Genomic DNA, 20,186 nt, shown 5'->3' with positions numbered 1-20,186 from the left:
CGCTCAGCCCCGCACCACCCGCCCCGCCGGGAGGGTCACCGCTCGTCGTCGGCGGGGGAGGACTGGGCGTCCGGGACCCGGAGATCGGCGAACAGGGGCAGCAGCACCAGGGAGGCCAGCAGGGCCGCGCCGCCGACGAAGAAGGGGACCCTGGTGCCGAACGCCGTGCCGAGCACCCCGCTCAGCGCGGCGCCGATCGGGATCCCGCTCCACCCGATCATCCGGTACACGCCGCTCACGCGGCCCATGAGCGGGCGGGGGACGAGGCGCTGGCGCAGGGAGGCGGACTGGACGTTCCACACGACCAGCCCGAAGCCGCCCAGGGCGTAGGCTGCGGCCAGCCACCACACCCCGCGACTGGCGCCGCAGGCGAGCAGTGACACGCCGAGGGCGCTGATGGACAGCGCCATCGTCGCGGTGACGCCGATCCTCGCGCGGATGCGCGCCGCGATCACGCCGGCGAGGAACCCGCCGACCGCGCCGGCGGCGAGGACGAGCCCGTAGGTCGAGGCCGGCGCGCCCAGGGTCGAGGTGACCAGCAGGACGAGCATGGTGTTGCCCAGTTGCACGGCGGCGGTGGCGATGCCGAGTTCCAGCGCGAGGACGCGCAGGCCCCGGTGCGCCCAGAGCCAGCGCACCCCTTCGCGGACCTCCTCGCCCAGCTTGCGCCGGTCCCGACCGGACGCCGGTTCCGGTGGTGCGGTTCGGCGGACCAGTGGCCGGACGAGGAAGGCGGCGACGAGGAACGTCACGGCGTCGACCGCGAACGGCGCCGAGGTGGAGAACGCGAAGACCGTCGCCCCGGCCAGCGGCCCCAGGAGTTGCAGGACGATGACCTGCGAGCCCTGCATGCGCCCGTTCGCGCTTTCCAGGCCCGCGCTCGGCACGATCTCCGGCACCAGCGCGTTGGACGCGGTGACGTGGACGACCTGCGCGCACCCCAGCACCAGCGCGAACGCGGCCACCGCCACCAGGGACGGCGGGCGGAGCAGGGTGTACGCGGCGAACGCCCCGACGACCGACGCCTGGCACAGGCCGGTGAGCCACATCAGCCGGGCCCGGTGGGCGCGGTCGACCAGCGCGCCGCCCAGGAGCGAGAACAGCAACCACGGCAGGTTGCCGGCGACGGTCACCGCGCTCACCGCGGCGGCCGAGTCCGACACCGCGGCGGCGAGCAGGGGGAGCGCCGCGATGCGCATGCCGTCGCCGAGCATCGAGACGGTGGAGGCCGACCACAGCAGCGTGAAGCTGTGGTCGTTCGTGCGGGGGCGGCCCGGACGGGTCTTCACGCGGTCCTCTTCGGGTTCGGGATGGACGGGGCGGGCGAGGCGCCGGAGTCGGTGTCCGCCCGCCCGACGACCCTCATGCGCGCTTGCAGGCCTCGATGCGCCCCTGGAGGAAGCCGAGCCGGGGGTTGTCGAAGTAGCTGCGCCACGGCTCGGCGTCGGCGTGGGGGCCCAGGACCCGGAACTGGTCGATCGCCTCGCCGAACCTCTTGTGGATCATGAGTGCGGCGATGGCCAGGCCGCGGTCGGAGCGCAGCGACCGGGTGGCCGCGCCTTCGCCGGCCAGCCGCGGCAGCAGGGCCTCCAGGGCGTCGTGCACCATCGGCGAACGCCACACCTCCCGGTCGTCCTCGACGCCTTCGAGCGCGGCCTGCAACGGCAGCGCGGCCAGGGAGGGGGAGGAGGCGGCCGCGCGGGTGGCGAAGTCGCACATCAGCTCGTGCGAGCCGCGCCACTTGCGGCACCAGTACTGGAGGGCCTGCGCGTGCCCGGACCGGTGGTGCGGGTCGCGGGCGACCAGTTCGTCCCACACCCGGTTGAAGTCGTCGTGGTCGAAGGACAGGCCGCGGGCCAGCATCGCCGTGACCATCCACGGCGTGGGGTCCTCCGGCAGCTCCTCGGCCGCCCGGCGGGCCACGGCCGCGGCCCGGGCCAGCATGCGGTGGAAACCCTCGAACTGGGCCTGGGTGGTCTGCGCGGCCCGAGCCGTGCCGCGCACCTGCCACCCCCGGTACACCAGCGTCAGCGAGTGCACCACGAGCAGGTCGCCGTCGGTGGGGTCGGCCTCGTGCCAGCGCCGCAGGAAGGTGTCGTGCCGGATGCCCAGGTCGGCCAGCGCGCGCACGACGTCGTCCCGGCGCTCCCAGTGGCCCCGCGTGGCGGACATCAACTGCGCGGCGGGTTCCCAGCGGCCCTCGGCGGCGGCCTCGCAGGCGGCGTCCAACTCGACGTCGACCGGCCCCCGCGCCACCACCTCGGCGTCGGGGACCAGGCCCCAGCGGGTCACGTCGACGCGGCCGGTCAGGCGCGCGGCCACCACCTCGTCGGGCAGGTCCTCGAACTCGACGCCGCGCCGCTTGGCCTCCCGCATGAGCGAGATGACCGCGATGGTCTTGAGGGGATCTCTCAGCAGGGACAGGACCACGGTTCCTCTTCCTCGGGGATGGCGCTCGGCCGGTCGTCGGGCGCCGATGAGCAGCCCCACCAGGCCGCCCCCGCGACCGCCAGCAGAGTGTGCACGGACGCCACCGCGGCACCGCGTGCGGTGATCACTTCGTTATCGCGCCGTCCCTCGGGGTGTGGCGGGTTGACCCGTCCAGGTCAGTCAGCAATCATTGACTCAATGAACGCTGACTGGCCTCCGGAGCTGGCCGCCCGCGCGCGGCTGCACGCCGCGCTCGGCGAGCCCGCCCGGCTGGCCATCGTGGACCGGCTGCTGCTCGGTGACGCCGCGCCCGGTGAGATCGGCGGAGAGCTGGGCCTGCCGAGCAACCTGCTGGCGCACCACGTCAAGCTCCTGCGGGACGCGGGCCTGGTGGAGCGGTCCCGGTCGGAGGGCGACGCCCGGCGGACCTACCTGCGGTTGCGGACGGCGGCGCTGTCGGGGCTGGTGCCCTCCGGGGTGCGGCGGGCCCGGCGGGTGGTGTTCGTGTGCAGCCACAACTCCGCCCGGTCGCAACTGGCCGCGGCGCTGTGGGCCGAGCGCAGCCCGATACCGACCACGTCGGCGGGGACGCGGCCCGCGCGGCAGGTGCACCCGCTCGCGGTGGCCACCGCCGAGGCCCACGGGCTGTCGCTGGCGCGGGCCCGGCCCCGGCACGTCGACCGGGTCGTGCGGGCGGACGACCTGGTGGTCGCGGTGTGCGACAACGCCCACGAGGAACTCCCGCCCGCCGACCGGTTGCACTGGTCGGTGCCCGACCCCGCGGCCGTCGGCACGGGGGGTGCGTTCGACACCGCCTACCGGGACCTGGCCGATCGCGTTGAGCGCCTGGCGCCCGCGGTCCGCACGCCTTGAGCCCCGCAAAGCCTCCCGGAAAGCCCCCGCAGAGCCCCCGCAGGGCACTGCGGGAGGCCCACGCAGAAGTGGAGTCGCGATGACGCGCCCTGTCGCCCGCCCGCTGGTCGCCGAGTTCCTCGGCAGCCTCCTGCTGGCCGCGCTGGTGATCGGCTCCGGCATCGCCGCCCAGCGGCTCTCGCCGGACGACGCGGGTTTGCGGTTGTTGGAGAACGCCGCGGCGACCGCCGTCGGGCTCTACGCGCTCATCCTGGTCTTCGGGCCGGTCAGCGGCGCGCACTTCAACCCGGTCGTGTCCCTGGTCGACGCGGTCCTCGGCGGCCTGCCCTGGCGTCGGTTCGGGCTTTACGCCTCGGCGCAAACGATTGGCTGCGTGGTGGGCGCGGTCCTGGCCAACGTCCTGTTCGGCTCCGCCCCGGTCAGCTTCTCCACCACCGAGCGGGCCAGTTGGCCGCACGGGATCTCGGAGGTGGTGGCGACCACGGGTCTGCTGCTGGTGGTCTTCTCGCTGTCCCGGTCGGGTCGGGCCGAACGGGCGCCGGCGGCGGTGGGCGCCTACATCGGCGCGGCCTACTGGTTCACCAGCTCGACCAGTTTCGCCAACCCGGCCATCACGGTCGGCCGGGCCTTCAGCGACAGCTTCGCCGGGATCGCCCCGACCTCCGTGCCCGCCTACGTGGTGGCGCAACTGGTCGCCGTGGGCGTCGCGGTGCCGCTGTTGCACCTGCTGTACCCGAACCCGTCCGCGCACGCCGAGGACGCGGTGCTGCCCACCGGAGGAACGCGATGACCGAGATCTCAGGCAACCTGCCCGCCGCGCGAGGCGGGCAGACCCCGATGGGCAGGCCGTCGGTGTTGTTCGTGTGCGTGCACAACGCCGGCCGGTCCCAGATGGCCGCCGCCTGGCTGCGCCACCTCGCCGGCGACCGGGTCGAGGTCCGGTCCGCCGGCTCCGCGCCGGCCGACCGGGTCAACCCGGCCGTGGTGGAGGCCATGCGCGAGGTCGGCGTCGACATCGCCGACCGGACGCCGGTGATCCTGACCGCCGAGGCGGTGCGGGAGTCGGACGTGTGCGTGACCATGGGCTGCGGCGACGCCTGCCCGGTGTTCCCCGGCAAGCGCTACCTGGACTGGCGGCTCGACGACCCCGCCGGGCAGGGCGTCGAGGCCGTGCGCCCGATCCGCGACCGGATCAGGGACCTGGTCGAGGGGTTGATCGCCGAGATCGCCCCCGCGCGGGGCACGGCCGCCGGGCCGAACGCGTGAACGCCGGGAGCGCCGGGAGCGCGGCGTGCGAGACTGCGGGATCGACTGGGTGACGACGAGGAGCGCCGTGCCGGTTCCCGTTCACTTGCACGAAGTCCTGGACGACCTCGCGCTGAACCCGGCGCTGCCGGCCGACCTGGTCCGCCGGATGTCGCGGTACCCAGGGGGCCGCGGCGACGTCGCCCAGCGGCCGGACCTGACGGACGACGTGATCGCCGAGATCATCGAGGCCGACCGGTTCCGGCTCGTCCACTCTCTGGCCCTCAACCGCGGTCTGCCGGACGCCTTCCGGGTGCGCCTGGCCCGGCACCCCGACCCCGGCGTACGGGCCGCCGTCGTGATCGGCAGCGGGGACGGGACGTCGCGGGAGGTGTTCGAGCTGCTGGCCGACGACCCTGACCCGGAGGTCCGGAAGCACCTCGCCGAGAACGACCACGTCCCCGGGGACCTGCGGGCCGCGCGGGCCACCGACCCGGACCCCGAGGTCCGCGCGACGGTGGCGCGGTGGTGGACCGGGGCGCCGGAACGGGTCCGCAGGGCGTTGCTGACCGACCCCGACCCCGAGGTCCGCGCCGCGGCCTGCTCGACCTACTACGCCCGGCTCCCGCACCCGGTGCCGCCGGCCGACCTGGTCCCGGCCCTGCTCGCCGACCCGGTCACCCGGGCCGGCGCGGTCCGGCACGCGGCACTGGACGACGACACCGCCGCCCTGCTGGCCCGGGACCCGGACTTCGAGGTGCGGCGACAGGTGGCGGCGCACCCCGGGCTGCCGCCGAGGCTGCGCGACGTGCTCGCCGACGACCCGAGCGCGTTGGTCAGGGTCGTCGTCTTCGGTCGCGCCGACACCCCGGAGCCGCTGCGGGCGGCCATCCACGCCGGGATCCAGGACGGTCCCGGCCTGCCGGACGCGCTCCCGGTCGCCGACGACCAGGAGCTGGACCGAGGACTCGACAACCACCTGGCTCGCATCGAGCTCGATCAGATGCGCCCGGACTGGGTGACGGCCGACCCGCTGCCGCACGTGGACTCGCCCTACCCGTGCTTCCGCGCCGCCGCCGCCGCGAGCGCCGCGCTGCCGCCCGAGGTCGTGGCGCGACTGCTGGACGACGAGGAGAACGCCGTCCGCACCACCGCCGCCCGGCACTCGCCCCACCTGGTGGACCTGGCCACCGCCGAACGCGTCGACCGGCGGTTCCGGCCCCGCAAACGCGCACCCCGGCGCCCGGCGGACGATTTCGCCTTCCCCCCGGAGACCCTGCGCCGCTTCGCCGCGGACCCCGACCCCCGGATGCGGTGCCTCGCGCCCCGCGACCCCGGCCTGCCCGCCGCGCTCGCGGAGGAGTTGGCCGCCGACCCCGACGACTCGGTGCGGCGGGCGGTCGCGGGCCACCCCAACCTGCCGACCCCCGCGCTGGTCGGCCTGCTGTGCGACGAGAGCGAGCAGGTGGCGCGCGCGGCGGGCGGGTCGCCCCACCTCCCGGTGGAGCGGATGGAGTGGCTGCTCGCGCTCGCCGACCTCTGAGGCCGCGCCCGAGCCCGACCACCCGGCGCGACCGCGCTCAGGGGTGCATCGACGCACCCTTGAGGACCTTGTCCACCGCGTTGCGGGGACCGGTCAGCGCGATCCCGACGAGGTCGAGCCGGTCGCGCGGGACCGCCCGCACCGCCGCGCGGTTGTCCCGGTCGTTGCCGGTGGAGAACAGGTCGGAGGTGAACACCGACAGGGGCAACCCCCGGCCGACCGCCCGGGAGTGCGCCGCGGTCAGCGTCTCCTTCGCCCCCTCGAACACCAGCACGGGCTGGCGGAACATCGGCAGGTACGGGGTGTCGTCGGCGTCGGCGTACGGCTCGCCCACCAGCTCCGGCTCGGTCGCGGCCAGGCCGCTGACCAGGAACGCGGTCGCGTTCAGGCGCTGCCAGGCCGGCAGGTCGTCGCGCAGCAGGACCGCGATCTTGGTGTCGAACCGGACGGGGCGGTCTTCGATGGCTTCCACGGGCGGCATCGTGCTCCGCCGCGCGTCGCGCGGTCTTGTACGTTATTGACGCGCGCCTCCCGGGATCCTGGCCGTCTCGTCCACGTGGAGGGTGAACAGGTCCGGTCGGGCGTAGTGGCCGACGGCGTCGAAGTCGAAGCGCGACCTCGCCAGGTCGCGCAGGTCCAGGTCCGCGGTCAGCACGCCCTCGGCCTCGCGCAGCGGACCGGCCAGGACCTCGCCCAGCGGCGAGACGATCACGCTGCCGCCCCCGACCAGGACGGTGCCGGGGTCGTCGCCCTGCACGGGGCGCACGTCGGGCGGCAGGTCGGCGCGCAGGAGGTACTGGCACGCGCTGAGGACGAAGCAGCGGCCCTCCAGCGCGACGTGCCGCACGGTGGCCTGCCAGTTGTCGCGGTCGTCCACCGTGGGCGCGCACCACAGGTCGACGCCCTTGGCGTACATCGCGGTGCGGAACAGCGGCATGTAGTTCTCCCAGCAGATCGCCGCGCCGAGCCGCGCCGCGCCGGCGGTGACGACCGGCATGGTCGAGCCGTCGCCCTGGCCCCAGACGAGGCGTTCGGCGGCGGTCGGCATCACCTTGCGGTGCAGGCCCAGGTAGCCGTCCGGGCCGAAGAACAGCGCGGCGCAGTACAGCGTGGACCCGTGCCGCTCGACCGCGCCGGTCACGACGTGGCAGCCGAGTTCGCGGGTGAGCCGGGCCAGCGCCCGCGTCTCCGGCCCCGGGACGGTGATCGCGGAGTCGTGGTAGCGGCGGAACACCTCGCGCCCCTCCGGGGTCCGGCTGCCGACGGTCACCCCGAAGTCCAGGCCCTTGGGGTAGCCGCCGAGGAACGCCTCCGGCAGCACGACCACCTCCGCGCCCCGCCCGGCGGCCTCCCGGACGAGGGCCACGGCCTTCTCCAGGTTGGCCGGGGTGTCGAACAGGCGCGCGCCCGCCTGCACGACCGCGGCCCGCACCAGGTGCTCGTCGTCGCCCATGGCGTGCACGCTACCGAGCGCGGGGGCGCGCCACGACCGTGCGCGGCGCGCCCCCGCGGGATCAGCCCGCCACGGGCGAGAACCCGGGCAGCCGCAGGTCGCCGCACACGGCTTCGACGGTCGCGGCGACCGCCAGCGCGGCGAAGGTGTCGCGCGGGCCGAACACCGACACGCCGAACGGCAGCGCGCCGATGAACCCGGCCGGCACGGTCGCGTTCGGCAGGCCCGCCAGGGCGGGGATCGTGGTGGTGTTGCGCACCACCGGGTCGCCGCCGTGGTCGAGGAGCCACGCCGGTTCGGTGGTCGGGGCGACGATCGCGGTCAGGTCGTGCTCCGCGAGCACGCCCGCCACCGCGTCCTGGGCCCACCACCGCGCGCGGGCCCGCTTGGCGGCCGCCTCGCCCAGCTGCTCGTCGGTCAGGGCGGCGGCCCGCTCCAGGACGTCCTGCCCGAACAGGCTCAGCTCCACCGGGTCGCGGAGGTTGGCCTCGACCAGCCCGGCCAGGGTGGTGACGGGCGCGCGGCGCGCGGTCAGGTAGCCCTCCAGGCCCACGCGGAACTCGGCGAACAGCGCGTCCAGGCCGTCGACCAGCCGGGGCACGTCCCAGGGCAGCTCGACCGGCACCACGACCGCGCCCGCGTGCCGCAGCTCCTCGGTGACGCGGTCCAGCTCGGCGTGCACCGCCGGGTTCATCCGCCTGCCGCGCCACAGGCCCAGCCTCAACCCGGTCGTCGGCGGCGCGGGCGGCGGCGTCAACCCGGTCAGCGCGCCCAGGCAGGCCGCCGCGTCGGCGGTGCTGCCCGCGAGCACGCCCACGGTGTCCTGCGCCCGCGACACCGGCACCACGCCCCGGCCGGGCAGCAGGCCCAGCGCGGGTTTCACGCCCACCACGCCGGTCAGCGCGGCCGGCACCACCACCGAGCCGTCGGTCTCGGTGCCCAGGGCCAGCGGCGCCATGCCGGCCGCGACCGCGGCGGCCGAGCCGGACGACGAGCCGCCCGGACTGCGGTCGAGCGCGTGCGGGTTGCGGGTCTGCCCGCCCACCGCGGACCAGCCCTCGACCGCGCCGGTGGAGCGGAAGTTGCCCCACTCGGACAGGTTGGTCTTGCCGAGCACCACCGCGCCCGCCCGGCGCAGCCGGACCACCACGTCGGCGTCCCGGCGCGGCGGTTCGCCGGCCAGCACGCGGGAGCCCGCGGTGGTCGCCAGGCCGGCGGTGTCGATGTTGTCCTTCACCAGCACCGGCACGCCCTCCAGCGGGCGGGCCGCGCCGGCGGCGATCCGGCGGTCGCTCTCCCGCGCCCGGGCCGCGGCGGTCGGGTCGAGCGCGAGGACGGCCCGCACCAGCGGGTCCACCGCGGCGATCCGGTCGACGCAGGAGGACACCAGGTCCCCGGCGGTCACCTCGCCCCGGTCCAGGCGCGCCCTCAGGTCGGTCAGCGACGGCCATCCGGCCGCGGTCGTCTCAATCAAGGCGGGCTCCCCTCAGGGCAGGTGAGGACGCGTACGCGCACACCGCCGCGACGGCCGGCAGGCCGTGCAGCACCATCGTGGTGGTCAGGCCGAACAGGTCCACGGCCACGCCGATGCCGACGTTGCCCAGCAGCGGCGCGCCGAACACCACCAGCGACATGATCGACATGACCCGGCCGCGCACCCCGGCGGGCGTGCGGCGCTGGATCAACGAGGTCAGCACCACGCCGGTCTGCGCGGTGACGAACCCCAGCAGGCCATAGCCGACCAGCGCACCGGTCAGCGAGCCCACCAGGCCGAGGCAGGCCAGCACCCCGGCCTGCGCGCCGACGCCGACCACGAGCACCGCGCCCGCCCGGCGGCCCACCGGCCACGCCAGGGAGACGAGGAACGCCAGGGTCGCGCCCGCGGTGAACGCGGTCAGCAGCAGGCCCGCGCCCGGTGTGCCCGCGCCGATCGCGTCGGCCAGCAGCACCAGACCCAGGTTCACCGGACCCGCCGCGGCCAGCTCGACCAGGCCCACCACCAGCACCAGCCGCCGCAGGTCCGGGTCGCCGGCCACGTGCCGCAACCCCTCCGCGACGCGCCGGCCCAGGCCGACGCCGTCACGACCGGCCGGCGCCGGCGCGCCGACCGGCCGGGCCCGCGCCACGGCGGCGGCCGACACCAGGAAGCTCGCGGCGTTGGCCACGGCCACCGCCACCACCCCGCCGAGGGCCAGCAGCCCCGCGCCCGCCGGTCCGCCCGCCGCCTGCCCGGCCCGCAGCCCCACCAGGTAGAGCGCGTTGCCGCGGACCAGGTGCTCCTGGGGCAGCAGCAGCGGTCGCAGCGCGCCCGACGCGGGCACGAAGAACGCGCCCAGCACCGTCAGGGCCGCCGCCGCGACCGCCAGCACCGGCACCGACGGCCCGACCGCCAGCACCACGACCGCGGCCACCGCCATCACCGCGCCGCGCAGCAGGTCGGCCCACACCATCACGCGCACCGGGCCGTACCGGTCGGCGACGACGCCGCCGCCGAGCAGCGCGACGACGCGCGGCACGCCCGCCAGCGCGAGCACCGCACCGGCCGCGGTGGCGCTGGTCGCGCCGACCAGCGTGGTGGTCAGGGCCAGCACCCACGCCGCGTCGCCCAGCGACGACAGGCCGGTGGCGGCGACGAACGACAGGTAGGCGGGCGCCAGCGGGCCGCGCCGGACCTCGGCGGGGGCGGTCACCGCAGGGCCCCGAGCGGCGCGGGCACCGCCCACCCCGTCGGCGACCAGAGGTCGTCGGCGGACAGCGCGGACACGTGGTACTTGCCCAGCGCGCTGACGAGCATCCGCAGCTCCAGCGCCAGGCACTCCACCAGCCGCACCAGCCCGGCGCGCGGGTCCTCGTCCACCGCGATCAGCGCGGCGCGGCCCAGCCCGGTGGCGCGGGCGCCGGCGGCGAGGCACTTCACCGCCCGCAGGCCCTCCCACACCCGGCCGGACACCAGCAGGCAGCCCTCGGGCGGCCCGATCCGGCGCAGGCACTCGGCCAGCGGCAGGCCGACGCCCGCCAGGAACGACGTCGGCGCCCAGCCGCTGCCGCCCTCCGCGCCGTCCACGGTCACCGCGTCCGCGCCCGCCGCCCACGCGACCGCCGCCGCGGCGGCCACGTCCCGGCCCGGCGGCAGCTTCACCCACACGCGGGCGCGCGGGAAGTTGTTGCGCATCAGGCGGATCTGCTGGCGCAGGATCTCCTCGGTGAACGTGCCGGGGCTCGCGCAGCGCAGCACCCGGCCGGTCGCCGGGTCGAACACCGGCTCCAGCGCGAACTGCTCGGACAGCCGACCCGAGTCCGCCGCGTCCACCACGGTCATGCCGCCCAGGCCCGGTTTCGCGCCCTGGCCGACCTTCAGCTCGAACCCCAGCCGCCCGCTGTCCAGCAGCGGCCGGGCCGACGGGTCGCTGTAGACGAGGTTCCACACCTCGGCGTCGGCGTCCTCGGTGCTCTGCTGCACCACCACGCCGCCCAGGCCGTCGGGCGCGGCGTCGGCGTAGGCGCGGATCCGGCCCAGCAGCGACTTGCCCTCACCGCCCGTGAGCCTGCCGTAGCCGTTGACCGGAACCACGTTCTCGCCCACCACCATCGGCACGCCCAGCGCGCCCGCCTGCCCGCTCGCGGCCTGGCCGAGGTCGGCGCTGGCGACCTGGGTCGAGCCGAACGCCGACAGGTACAGCGGCAGCGCCGAGGCGAACCCGCCGACGGACGCGGTCAGGTCCACGTCGCGGTGCAGCGGCTCGCGGGCCAGGTCGATCAGCTTCTCCAGCCGCTCCGGCACGAACACCGGCGGCACCAGCCGCGCGGCGTCCAGCTCGTCGGCGGCCGGCCCGCCCGGCGCGGCGCCGAACAGCGCGTGCCCGTAGTCGGCCAGGTCCGGGAACGCCGCCGCGGTGCCCGTGCGCGCCCGCTCCCGCACCGCCGCCTCGGGGAACGTCGCCGCGCGCAGCCCGCTCACGGCGACACCACCCCCGGCACCTTCGGGTAGGCGCTGGCCTGCCACACGTGCTCCAGGCCCGTCACGTAGCGGGTCAGCCGCTCCAGGCCGATGCCGAAGCCCGCGCTGCCCGGGATGCCCTCGCGGACCATCTTCAGGTACCAGCCGTACTTGGCCGGGTTCTCGCCGGTCTCGCGCATCCGCGCGATGATCGCGCCGTACTCGTGCTCCCGCTCGCTGCCGCTGCACAGCTCGCCGTAGCCCTCCGGGGCCAGCAGGTCGAAGTTGCGCAGGTGACCGGGGTGCTCGCGGCTCTCCTTGTCGTAGAACCCGCGCGCGCCCGGGTCGGTGACCGGCCCGATGATCGGCGGCAGCATCTCGGTGAAGCCCCGGTCGCGCAGGTGCTCCCGCGCCGCGTCCAGCATCGTGTGCTGCACGCGCAGCACCGCGCGGGTGGTCGGCGACGACAGGTGCTCACGGGGGTTCGCCGGCAGCGGGGTCGCCGCGTCGGCGGTGGGGGTGTCCATCTCGCTCCTTAAGGGGGAGTAGGGGGTCAGCCGATCCCGGTCGGGTCCAGGGCGGCGTCGTCGAAGGTGCGCTCCACGTGGGACAGCGAGCGCAGCAGCTCGGCCGCGGTGGTCTCGGCCCGCCCGGTGGTCTCCACCAGGCCCGCCAGCGGCAGCGCCCCGATCCGGGACCACCGGAGCCTGCCGGTGGGGTCCACCACCGCCCTGGTGCGCCCGGCGTTGTCCGGGTGCAGGCAGTACGGCACGTCGAGGTAGCCGCGCTCGACCGCGCGGACCAGGGCCGTGCCCACGTCGGGCGACAGGTCCAGCACGGCCTCGACGATGGCCCGCGCCTCGGCCAGCACGCCGGTGTCGGCGACGGGCCCGCCGGGCCGGGTGCGGGCGGCGGCGCGGCTCGCGATCCGCAGCGCCGAGACGTTCTCCTCGACCGTGGGGATGCGGTGCGCCTCCGCCACGGTCTTGACGATCAGCCGCGCCGCCCCGGTGCGCACGGCCAGCTCCGCCGCGCGCTCCAGCAGCGCGGTCGCGCCGTGCGGGGTGCGGGGGAACACGCCCATGTAGGTGTAGAGCACCACGTGCCAGTCCACGTCGGACAGGTGCTCGGCGGCCAGCGCGCGCAACGCGTGCACCGCCTCGGCGTCCTGCTCCGGGTGGGTCTGCTGGGCGTAGCTCAGCGACACGCTGCCCAGGCCGTGCTGGCGGAAGAACAGCCCCTCCAGCACGCTGATCGCCACCAGCAGCCCCGGCGGGCACAGCTGGCCCATCATGCAGCCGCCGAACGACTCCAGGTGCGGCCGGCCGCCGCGCTCGCGCAGGCCGGCCAGCAGCAGGCACGACTCGGCCCACGCGCGCACCGCCTCCGCCACCGGCACCCGGCTGTAGGGCAGGCAGTAGGACAGCGGGCCGCCCTCGGTGGCGTGCAGGCCGGCCGCGAGCAGCGCGACCACGATGTCCTGCGGCTCGGCCGAGCCGTGCCGCACCTGCACCGGGAAGTCCGGGCCGTGCAGGCCCGCCAGCACCGACCGCGTGGTCCCCGGCGGGTAGGCCACGATCGGGTAGCCGTTGAGGTCGTCGCCCGCCGCGAGCGCGGCGCGCACCGCGGCGTGGTCGCCGACCCGGGTGAAGCTGTCCAGGGTGAGGGTGCCGACCGCGGGCACCCCGGCGCGCCGCACGGCCAGCAGCCCGGCGCGCATCGCCGCCGGGTCGCCGATCCCCATGCGTGGCTGCACGACCAGTTCACCGCGGGCCGCGGCGGCGGCCACGAACCCGCCGAACGACCCGTCGCTCATGACCGCACGCCCACCGGCAGCCGGTCCAGGAAGGACCGGAACTCGGCGATGCTGCCCGCCGCGTCCTCGAACACGCCGTCGAAACCCGCCTCGGTGAGCGCGGCGGCTCGGCGCCGACCGCCGGGGCCGTCGATGCCCAGCTTGCCGCCCACCACCACCGGGGTGGCGGCCAGCTCCGGCCGGCCGCGCAGCCGCGCGATCACCCGCTTGGCCTCGTGGAAGCCGTGCCCGTTGACGCTGCTGACCACCACCAGGTCCGGCCGGCGCCGGGCGCACTCGGTGACGATCAGGTCGTCGGGCGCGCACGCGCCCAGGTTGACCACGCGGTGGCCCAGCTCCTCCAGGACGAGCTGGAGGTACACCAGGTTCCAGGTGTGCGCGTCCGAGGCGAGGCTCGTCACCACGATGTCGAGCCCCGGGTGGGCGCTGGTCGGTTCCGCCAAGTCCATGGCAACCCCTCGCGTCGCAGGTTGGTCGTGATGTCCGAAAACTAGGAGTCGCGGACCCCGGCGAGCGGCAGCCCGACCGGCAGCAGAGCGGCAGTTGCGGCGCGCGCCAGGTCCAGCACGCGGAAGCGGTCGCCGCCGACGGGCCGCACCAGGCCCAGCAGCCGCAGCCGCCGCACCAGGTGCGCGCACGCCACCGGTGGCACGCCGGCCAGCCGCGCGGCGTCGCGCGCGGTCCAGTCGCCGCCCGCCGCGGCCAGCGCGTCCAGCGCCGCCCGGTCGCCGTCCGCCGCCCGACCGTCCACGGCGGACAGGGCGCGGGCCAGCGCGCCGCGCAGGTCGGGCAGCCGGTCGGCGGTGACCGCCAGCGGGTCGGCGCGCACCAGGTCGAGCACCTCCTCGGGGCGGTGCACCAGCAGCCAGGACGCCGCCGCCTCCAGCGCGCCCGGCAGGCCGTCGAGCCGGTCGGCCAGCTCCGCGAGCGCGGGCGCCGAGCGGGCCGCCGTGCCGGGGGAGACCTGCCCGGCCAGCCGGGTCAGCAGCCGCACCGCGTCCGGCCGGTCCAGGGGCGGCAGCGCGACCACCCGCTCGCCCGGGATGGCCGGCGGTTCACGGGTGGTGCGCAGCAGGCGCAGCCGGCGGCAGCGGTGCAGCAGGGCCAGCCCCCGGTCGGGGTCCGGCCAGCCCGGCTCGTGCCCGTCGAGCACCAGCAGCAGTTCCCGGTCGCCGACCAGCTCGGCCAGCGGGTCCAGGCCCTCGCCGTCGCCGGCGCGGGCCAGCGCGGAGTGCACCAGCAGCCGCAGCCGCCCGGCGGCGCCGTCGGGGCGCGCGGACGCGGCGTCCCACAGCACGCGCGCCGAACCGGACTCGTGCAGCCGCCCGGCGACCTCGACGACCAGGCGCGTCTTGCCCACGCCGGGCAGACCGGTCACCGCGACCAGCCGCGAACCGCCCGCACCCAGCAGGTCCAGCAGCGCGGCCACCTCGGCGTCCCGCCCCACCAGGGCGTCCAGCCCCGACGGCGGCGGCACCGCGTCGAGGTCGGGCACCAGGTCGATCTCGACCCCGCCGCGCGCCCGCAGCGCCGCCGCCTCGAACGAGGACAGCTCGCGACCGCGCAGCCGCAGCCCGGCCGCGATCAGCCGCACCGTGTCACGCCGCGGCCTGCTCGCCCGGCCCGCCTCCAGGTCGCGGATGGCCCGCACGCTGATGGTGGACAAGTCCGCCAGTTGCCGTTGCGTGGCGCCGCGCTTCACCCGGTGCTCGCGCAGGAGTTCACCGAATTGCCGCCGCGCTGGATTCCCGTCCATGCCACCTCCAGTCGCGATGAAGTCCCGCTGCTCGACATGCGGTCCGGCGCACCCTCGGCGACCTGCTCGAACGCCCCGGTGACCCGACCCGTCAACCAGCATCTCCACGCGCTTATCGCGGCGTTATCGCGGTGCCCGCCGCACGGCGATAACGCCTCCGATAACGGATGCATTCGCCGGCGATAATCCCGCGATGCTGAGCATTCCTAACTTCGGTTGCAGCAGCCCGGGACGGCCCGGGGCGCCACAGCCGGAAGAGGACACGACATGCGCGTCAACCAGGTCATCGCCGCCACCGCCGCCTTCGCCGCGATCGTGCTCGCCCCGGTGCTCGGCGCGACCGCCGCCCACGCCGCGACACCCGCGCCGGCCGCCGTCGTGGCCGCCGACGACACGCCCTGGGGCCCGACCGGTGACGACACGCCCTGGGGCCCGACGTCGGACGACACCCCGTGGGGCCCGACCGCCGAGGGCGACGACACCCCGTGGGGTCCGACCGGCGACGACACCCCCTGGGGCCCGACGCGGGCGTGACGGGGGACCGGGCGGCTGTCAGCCCGTCCGGATCAGGTCCAGCGCCCGCTGCGCCCGCAGCCGCGCCGCGCTCATGTTCCGCTCCGCGAACGTCGTGATCGCCCGGCCCAACAGGCCGACCGCCTGGGCCCGCTCGCCCCGCTGGGCCAGCACCACCGCCAGCTCCGCCCGCGTCTCCGCCGCGCCGCCGTGGTCCATCGCCCGCTCCCGGACCTCCAGCGCCGCCCGCAGCAGCGCCTCCGCGGTCTCCTGGTCGCCCAGGGCGAGCTTCACCACCGCCAGCCTGTGCAGCACCCGCGCCTCGCCGACCACGTCGCCACCGGCGCGCACCACCCCCAGCAGCTCGGTCAGCGAACCCTCGGCCTCCGCGTGCCGCCCCTGGCGCGCCATCAGGTCGCTCAACCGGTACCGGACCTGCACCTCCACCCGCTGGTTGCCGAACTCCCGGCAGATGTCCAGCGCCTCGTACAGCCGCCCGGCGGCCAGCTCGTGGTCGCCGTTCTCCAGGTCGATCTGCGCGACCTGCGTCAGCACGTACGCCTGCCCCACGGGGTCCCCGGCCAGCCGGAAGTCCTCCAGCGCCGCCAGGTAGGCGGGCGCGGCCTGCTCGTTCTCGCCGAGGCGGTGGTGGGCCAGCGCCAGGTTGCGCCGGGCCAGGGCCAGGCCGCGCACGTCGTTCAGCTCCTCGAACGTGCGCAGCGCCGGGCCGACGAGCTGGTGCGCCACCCGCGCCCGCGACCAGCTCAGCTGGAGCGACGCCAGCGAGCACAGCAGCGCCGCCTCGCCCCGCGCGTTGCCCGCCAGGCGCACCGCGGCCAGCGCCTGCTGGTGCGTGCGCTCCCAGTCGTCGAAGTAGCACCGCGCCTCGAACAGCGTCACCAGGGTGACCGCGAGGTCCCAGCACGCCTCGGCCATGCCCTCCGCGGCGGTCAGCTCGACCGTCGAGCACAGGTTGGGCCGCTCGGACTCCAACCACACCAGCGGATCGGCCAGCAACCGGTCCACCGAGGACCGCGGCGCGTGCCAGCGCGGCGCGTCGCCGTGCAGAGAGGTGAAGTCGCCGCCGTAGACCCGCGCGTGCGCCTCGCCGGCCAGCGCGAGCCAGCCGCCCGCGACCCGCTGCAGCGCGCCCCGGCGCTCGGCCTCCTCCTCGTGCTGCTCCAACTGCTCCCGGGCGAACAGCCGGATCAGGTCGTGGAACTTGTAGCGCGGCGCGCCGGTCACGTCGAGCGCGACCATCTCCAGCATCTGCGCGTCGACCAGCCGCTCCAGCAGGTCGGTGGCGCGCATCGGCTCCACGTCCAGCAGCGCCGCCGCCACCCACGTGGGGAAGCCCAGCCCCTCGAGCGCGCCCAGCAGCCGCAGCAGCCGGCGCGACTCGACGTCCAGCCCGTCGTAGGTCAGGGCGAGGCTCGCGCGCACCATCATCTCGCCGTGCGCCAGCTCGTCGAGCCGCCGCCGCTCGTCCGACAGCCGCTCCAGCATCCACGCCAGCGACCAGCTCGGCCGGGCCGCCAGGCGCGCGGCCACGATGCGCAGCGCCAGCGGCAGGCAGCCCACCAGCCGGATCAGCGCGGTGGCGGCGGCCGGTTCGGCGTCGACCCGCTCGGGGCCGATGACCGTGGCGAGCATGGCGGTGGCCTCGTCGTGGTCGAGCACCTCGACCTCCAGCACCCGCGCGCCGGGCAGCCCGGTCAGCCGGGCGCGGCTGGTCACGATCACCGAGCACGTGCTGCTGCCCGGCAGCAGCGCCTGCACCTGCCGCTCGGCCGCCGCGTCGTCGAGCACCACGAGCATCCGCTTGCGCGCCACCAGTTGCCGGTACATCTCGGCGCGCTCGTCCTCGGCGTCCGGGATGGACGTGCCGGGGATGCCCATGGCGCGCAGGAACCTGCCGAGCACGTCGGCCGCGGTCGCCGGGTGCGACCTGGTGCCGCCGAGGTCGCAGTAGAGCTGCCCGTCCGGGAAGTGGTTGTCCACCAGCAGGTGCGCGAGGTGGACGGCCAGGGCGCTCTTGCCGATGCCGGGTTTGCCGACCAGCGCCACGACGCGGGTCGCGCGCCCGCCCGGCACGAGCAGCTCCAGGGACCGCGCGACCAGCTCCGCGCGCCCGGTGAAGTCGCCGACGTCGGCGGGGAGCTGGAGCGGCACCACCGGTTCCGGCGCGGGCGCGGCGGGCCGGGGCGCCTCGGCCAACGGCCCGCCGAGCGGCGCCGGCCCGCCCGGCGGGGGACCCCCGAGCGGCTGCGCCTCCGACCGCACGGCCAGCGCCGGGTCGCCCGCCAGGATCGCCGACTCCAGCCGGCGCAGCTCGTCACCGGGCTCCAGGCCCAGCTCCTCGATCAGCACGTCGCGGCCCGCGCGGTAGACCTCCAGCGCCTCGGCCTGCCTGCCCGACCGGTACAGCGCCAGCATCAGCTGCCCGCGCAGCCGCTCCCGCAGCGGGTGCTGGGCGACCAGCGAGCTGATCTCGCCCACGAGCTGCCGGTGCCTGCCCGCGCCCAGTTCCAGTTCCAGCGAGGTCTCCAGCACCGCCAGCCGGTCCTCGTCCAGCCTGGCGGCCCTGGCGCGCAGCACCCCGGCCGTGGCGCCGCCCAGCGCCGGTCCGCGCCACAGGCCCAGCGCCTGGCGCAGCAGCTCCGCGGCGGCCCGCGGGTCGCCCGCGCGGGCCAGCGACTCGGCCTCGCCGGTCAGCCGCGCGAACACCTGCGCGTCCAGCTCGCCGTCCGCCACGCGCAGCAGGTAGCCGGGCGGGCGGGTGGTGATGGCGTCGCCGCGGTCGACGGCGGCCAGGTTGCTGCGCAGCGCCGAGACGCAGATCTGCACCTGCGTGCGCGCGGTCGCCGGTGGCGAGTCGTCCCAGACGGCGTCGATCAGGTGATCGATGCTGACGACCCGGTTGGCCTCCAGCAGCAACGCGCCCAGCACCACCTGCTGCCGCCCCGGCGGGATCTTGCCCACGCGGTCGGACCCGTTCGAGACGTGCAACGGCCCCAGTACCCGATACACCGGAGGGACCTGCGACAACCGTGCCCCGACTTCCAACGCTCGACTCCCAGCGCTCAGCCCCCGCCCCGACGGTAACCGGCAGTCATGGGATGTCGCACTAGGGTGCAAAGTCGCCAATTCCAAATGGTCCGTTCGTCCCCGGGCGGTGGGGCGTCGGGAGCAGCGCGCTTGCCCCGTTCAGGCGGGCGCGACGAAGAAGAACGTGCGTTGGGAGCGCAGCAACCCGTGCTCGCCTATGGCGAAGATGTCGGCGAAACCGGTCTCGCCACCCGCTCCCACCAGCCTGCCGACGACGGCCACGCGCCCTTCGCCGGCGATCACCTCGTCCACGACGTGGGTGGCCGGCCGGTGCTCCCGGCGGGCCTGGTACGCCTCGATCTCGGCGCGCCCCCGCACCTCCCGCTCACCGGGCCGCTGGAGCACGGCGTCGGCGTCGAACAGCGACGCGTAACCGTCGAGGTCGCGCCGGTCGAGGTACTCGTAGCTCAGTCGGACGTGCTCCGCCCCCACCGCGGTGACCGCGGCGCCGGGCTGGTGACGGCCCTGCCACCGGTCCGCTGCCATGCCCCTGTTCCCCCTCCGTCGGCGTCCTTGCGCCGTTCACCCTCCCCGGCTGCGCTAACCGCCGGTTATCGCTGCGCTATCGCGCCCAGCCCGACCTGCGGTGGACCGAACCGCTCGCGCTCCGGTGTATCAGCGCGCGGCCGGGGCGGTCCGTCCTCCTGGAAGCCCGAGGCGGCCGACGACCGGCCGCCCGTCCGCAAGGGGGAACACCACGATGCCCGCGATCCGCACCCTGACCGCCTGCGCCCTCGCCGCCGCGGCGGTCGTCCTGCCCGCCGCGCCGGCCGGCGCCACGTCGGCGACCTTGTACGCCGAGCTGGCGGAGCTGGCCGACAACCTCAACTCCCTGGCCTGGCCGGGACAGGACGACTACAACTTCTACCCCGGCGCGAAGGGGCACGCCGACGTCGCGACCAGCGTCGTGTGGGGCACGCCCGGCAGCCCGACCACCTACGAGAACAAGGCCAAGTGCGCCCCGCTGCTGACGCGGGCGCTCAAGCACACCTTCGCCTGGGCCACCGACGCCTACCTGCTCGACGAGTTCCAGAGCACCAGCCCCACCGCCGCGAAGTACCACGACGGCCTCCTGGCGGGCGCGGACCACTTCACCACCAAGACCGCGGTGTCCTCGCTGGCCCCGGGCGACGTCGTGGCGATCAAGTACACCGACTCGGCGGGCGGCACGGGCGACGCGACCGGTCACGTGGCCGTCGTGGCGGGCACGCCCCACCTGCACGACCGCGACGGCGACGCCGCCACCCGCGAGTGGGCCGTGCCGGTCATCGACAGCACCAGCAACCCGCACGGCGTGGCGAGCACCAACCCGGCCTCGCCCTACCAGTCCTTCCGCGACACCCGCGCCGTCGGCGCCACCGAGTACAGCGGCGTCGGGCGGGGCTGGCTGTTCATCAGCACCACGGCGGCCGACGTGCCGACCGGTCACTGGTGGGGCGCGAACGAGAACGTGGTGGACCAGTACAAGCCCGTCTCGACCCGGCCGGTGGTGTTCGCCGCCGTGTCGTGAGC

Annotated in this window: 19 protein-coding genes; 6 read left to right on the top strand and 13 right to left on the bottom strand. The window is 75.9% G+C overall.

Annotation, left to right across the window (positions count from 1 at the left end; genetic code table 11):
- Positions 1-35: 35 nt before the first annotated feature.
- Complete coding sequence (locus tag ACFV4N_RS10085) at positions 36-1,289, bottom strand: MFS transporter (protein ID WP_499672140.1); 1,254 nt, start codon at positions 1,287-1,289, stop codon at positions 36-38.
- A gap of 73 nt (positions 1,290-1,362) precedes the next feature.
- Positions 1,363-2,430 carry a DUF4034 domain-containing protein gene (locus ACFV4N_RS10080; protein WP_499672139.1) on the bottom strand — a complete coding sequence of 356 codons (1,068 nt, stop codon included), beginning with the start codon at positions 2,428-2,430 and terminating at the stop codon, positions 1,363-1,365.
- Positions 2,431-2,628: 198 nt separating this feature from the next.
- Here ACFV4N_RS10080 and ACFV4N_RS10075 point away from each other — a divergent pair, with 198 nt between their 5' ends.
- The 4 genes from ACFV4N_RS10075 (at position 2,629) to ACFV4N_RS10060 (ending at position 6,091) form a co-directional block, all read left to right on the top strand.
- Positions 2,629-3,303 (top strand): arsenate reductase/protein-tyrosine-phosphatase family protein, encoded by a 675-nt coding sequence (locus ACFV4N_RS10075; RefSeq protein WP_499672138.1) that lies wholly within the window; start codon positions 2,629-2,631, stop codon positions 3,301-3,303.
- Between the two features lie 79 nt (positions 3,304-3,382).
- Positions 3,383-4,093, top strand: a complete 711-nt coding sequence (locus ACFV4N_RS10070; protein ID WP_499672137.1) for an aquaporin — start codon at positions 3,383-3,385, stop codon at positions 4,091-4,093.
- Positions 4,090-4,569: an arsenate reductase ArsC gene (locus ACFV4N_RS10065; protein WP_499672136.1), complete on the top strand. Its 480-nt coding sequence runs from the start codon at positions 4,090-4,092 to the stop codon at positions 4,567-4,569. The genes ACFV4N_RS10070 and ACFV4N_RS10065 overlap by 4 nt, the downstream gene beginning before the upstream one ends.
- 67 nt (positions 4,570-4,636) lie before the next feature.
- On the top strand, positions 4,637-6,091 hold the full coding sequence (locus ACFV4N_RS10060) for a hypothetical protein (protein ID WP_499672135.1): 1,455 nt from the start codon (positions 4,637-4,639) through the stop codon (positions 6,089-6,091).
- A 37-nt stretch (positions 6,092-6,128) separates the two neighbouring features.
- Here ACFV4N_RS10060 and ACFV4N_RS10055 read toward each other — a convergent pair whose 3' ends face one another.
- The 9 genes from ACFV4N_RS10055 to ACFV4N_RS10015 all read right to left on the bottom strand — a co-directional run bounded on the left by ACFV4N_RS10055 (position 6,129) and on the right by ACFV4N_RS10015 (position 15,053).
- Positions 6,129-6,572 (bottom strand): DUF2000 family protein, encoded by a 444-nt coding sequence (locus tag ACFV4N_RS10055; RefSeq protein ID WP_499672134.1) that lies wholly within the window; start codon positions 6,570-6,572, stop codon positions 6,129-6,131.
- Positions 6,573-6,605: 33 nt separating this feature from the next.
- Positions 6,606-7,544 (bottom strand): nitrilase-related carbon-nitrogen hydrolase, encoded by a 939-nt coding sequence (locus ACFV4N_RS10050; RefSeq protein WP_499672133.1) that lies wholly within the window; start codon positions 7,542-7,544, stop codon positions 6,606-6,608.
- Positions 7,545-7,605: 61 nt separating this feature from the next.
- Positions 7,606-9,018: an amidase family protein gene (locus ACFV4N_RS10045; protein WP_499672132.1), complete on the bottom strand. Its 1,413-nt coding sequence runs from the start codon at positions 9,016-9,018 to the stop codon at positions 7,606-7,608.
- Entirely contained in the window at positions 9,011-10,234 is a 1,224-nt protein-coding gene (locus ACFV4N_RS10040; RefSeq protein WP_499672131.1) for an MFS transporter, read from the bottom strand. Before ACFV4N_RS10040 ends, ACFV4N_RS10045 begins: the two co-directional genes overlap by 8 nt.
- Complete coding sequence (locus tag ACFV4N_RS10035; RefSeq protein ID WP_499672130.1) at positions 10,231-11,502, bottom strand: glutamate synthase-related protein; 1,272 nt, start codon at positions 11,500-11,502, stop codon at positions 10,231-10,233. The genes ACFV4N_RS10040 and ACFV4N_RS10035 overlap by 4 nt, the downstream gene beginning before the upstream one ends.
- Positions 11,499-12,008 carry an amino acid--tRNA ligase-related protein gene (locus ACFV4N_RS10030; RefSeq protein WP_499672129.1) on the bottom strand — a complete coding sequence of 170 codons (510 nt, stop codon included), beginning with the start codon at positions 12,006-12,008 and terminating at the stop codon, positions 11,499-11,501. Before ACFV4N_RS10030 ends, ACFV4N_RS10035 begins: the two co-directional genes overlap by 4 nt.
- Before the next feature lie 26 nt (positions 12,009-12,034).
- Entirely contained in the window at positions 12,035-13,297 is a 1,263-nt protein-coding gene (locus ACFV4N_RS10025) for a methylaspartate mutase (RefSeq protein ID WP_499672128.1), read from the bottom strand.
- The gene (locus ACFV4N_RS10020) at positions 13,294-13,746 is read right to left on the bottom strand and encodes a cobalamin B12-binding domain-containing protein (protein ID WP_499672127.1); all 453 of its coding nucleotides are present in this window, start codon (positions 13,744-13,746) and stop codon (positions 13,294-13,296) included. The genes ACFV4N_RS10025 and ACFV4N_RS10020 overlap by 4 nt, the downstream gene beginning before the upstream one ends.
- A gap of 41 nt (positions 13,747-13,787) precedes the next feature.
- Positions 13,788-15,053: a helix-turn-helix domain-containing protein gene (locus ACFV4N_RS10015; protein WP_499672126.1), complete on the bottom strand. Its 1,266-nt coding sequence runs from the start codon at positions 15,051-15,053 to the stop codon at positions 13,788-13,790.
- A gap of 267 nt (positions 15,054-15,320) precedes the next feature.
- Here ACFV4N_RS10015 and ACFV4N_RS10010 point away from each other — a divergent pair, with 267 nt between their 5' ends.
- The gene (locus ACFV4N_RS10010) at positions 15,321-15,587 is read left to right on the top strand and encodes a hypothetical protein (protein WP_499672125.1); all 267 of its coding nucleotides are present in this window, start codon (positions 15,321-15,323) and stop codon (positions 15,585-15,587) included.
- An 18-nt stretch (positions 15,588-15,605) separates the two neighbouring features.
- Here ACFV4N_RS10010 and ACFV4N_RS10005 read toward each other — a convergent pair whose 3' ends face one another.
- Entirely contained in the window at positions 15,606-18,596 is a 2,991-nt protein-coding gene (locus ACFV4N_RS10005; RefSeq protein ID WP_499672124.1) for an AfsR/SARP family transcriptional regulator, read from the bottom strand.
- 177 nt (positions 18,597-18,773) lie between these two features.
- On the bottom strand, positions 18,774-19,160 hold the full coding sequence (locus ACFV4N_RS10000) for a nuclear transport factor 2 family protein (RefSeq protein WP_499672123.1): 387 nt from the start codon (positions 19,158-19,160) through the stop codon (positions 18,774-18,776).
- Positions 19,161-19,374: 214 nt separating this feature from the next.
- On the opposite strand from ACFV4N_RS10000, the gene ACFV4N_RS09995 reads away from it, so the two are divergent.
- On the top strand, positions 19,375-20,184 hold the full coding sequence (locus tag ACFV4N_RS09995) for a hypothetical protein (protein ID WP_499672122.1): 810 nt from the start codon (positions 19,375-19,377) through the stop codon (positions 20,182-20,184).
- Positions 20,185-20,186 lie beyond the last annotated feature (2 nt).

The organism is Actinosynnema sp. NPDC059797, from assembly GCF_042732085.1.
Classification (GTDB): Bacteria; Actinomycetota; Actinomycetes; order Mycobacteriales; family Pseudonocardiaceae; genus Actinosynnema.
The sequence above is the reverse complement of the archived record's forward strand: the minus strand, read 5'-3'. Positions and strand labels throughout refer to the sequence as shown.

What these genes read in the sequence shown, in the direction of transcription:
- ACFV4N_RS10075 (WP_499672138.1), top strand. Translation starts at nt 2,629, where the DNA reads ATGAACGCTGACTGGCCTCCGGAGCTGGCCGCCCGCGCGCGGCTGCAC.
- ACFV4N_RS10070 (WP_499672137.1), top strand. Translation starts at nt 3,383, where the DNA reads ATGACGCGCCCTGTCGCCCGCCCGCTGGTCGCCGAGTTCCTCGGCAGC.
- ACFV4N_RS10065 (WP_499672136.1), top strand. Translation starts at nt 4,090, where the DNA reads ATGACCGAGATCTCAGGCAACCTGCCCGCCGCGCGAGGCGGGCAGACC.
- ACFV4N_RS10055 (WP_499672134.1), bottom strand. Translation starts at nt 6,572, where the DNA reads ATGCCGCCCGTGGAAGCCATCGAAGACCGCCCCGTCCGGTTCGACACC.
- ACFV4N_RS10050 (WP_499672133.1), bottom strand. Translation starts at nt 7,544, where the DNA reads ATGGGCGACGACGAGCACCTGGTGCGGGCCGCGGTCGTGCAGGCGGGC.
- ACFV4N_RS10030 (WP_499672129.1), bottom strand. Translation starts at nt 12,008, where the DNA reads ATGGACACCCCCACCGCCGACGCGGCGACCCCGCTGCCGGCGAACCCC.
- ACFV4N_RS10025 (WP_499672128.1), bottom strand. Translation starts at nt 13,297, where the DNA reads ATGAGCGACGGGTCGTTCGGCGGGTTCGTGGCCGCCGCCGCGGCCCGC.
- ACFV4N_RS10020 (WP_499672127.1), bottom strand. Translation starts at nt 13,746, where the DNA reads ATGGACTTGGCGGAACCGACCAGCGCCCACCCGGGGCTCGACATCGTG.
- ACFV4N_RS10015 (WP_499672126.1), bottom strand. Translation starts at nt 15,053, where the DNA reads ATGGACGGGAATCCAGCGCGGCGGCAATTCGGTGAACTCCTGCGCGAG.
- ACFV4N_RS10010 (WP_499672125.1), top strand. Translation starts at nt 15,321, where the DNA reads ATGCGCGTCAACCAGGTCATCGCCGCCACCGCCGCCTTCGCCGCGATC.
- ACFV4N_RS10000 (WP_499672123.1), bottom strand. Translation starts at nt 19,160, where the DNA reads ATGGCAGCGGACCGGTGGCAGGGCCGTCACCAGCCCGGCGCCGCGGTC.
- ACFV4N_RS09995 (WP_499672122.1), top strand. Translation starts at nt 19,375, where the DNA reads ATGCCCGCGATCCGCACCCTGACCGCCTGCGCCCTCGCCGCCGCGGCG.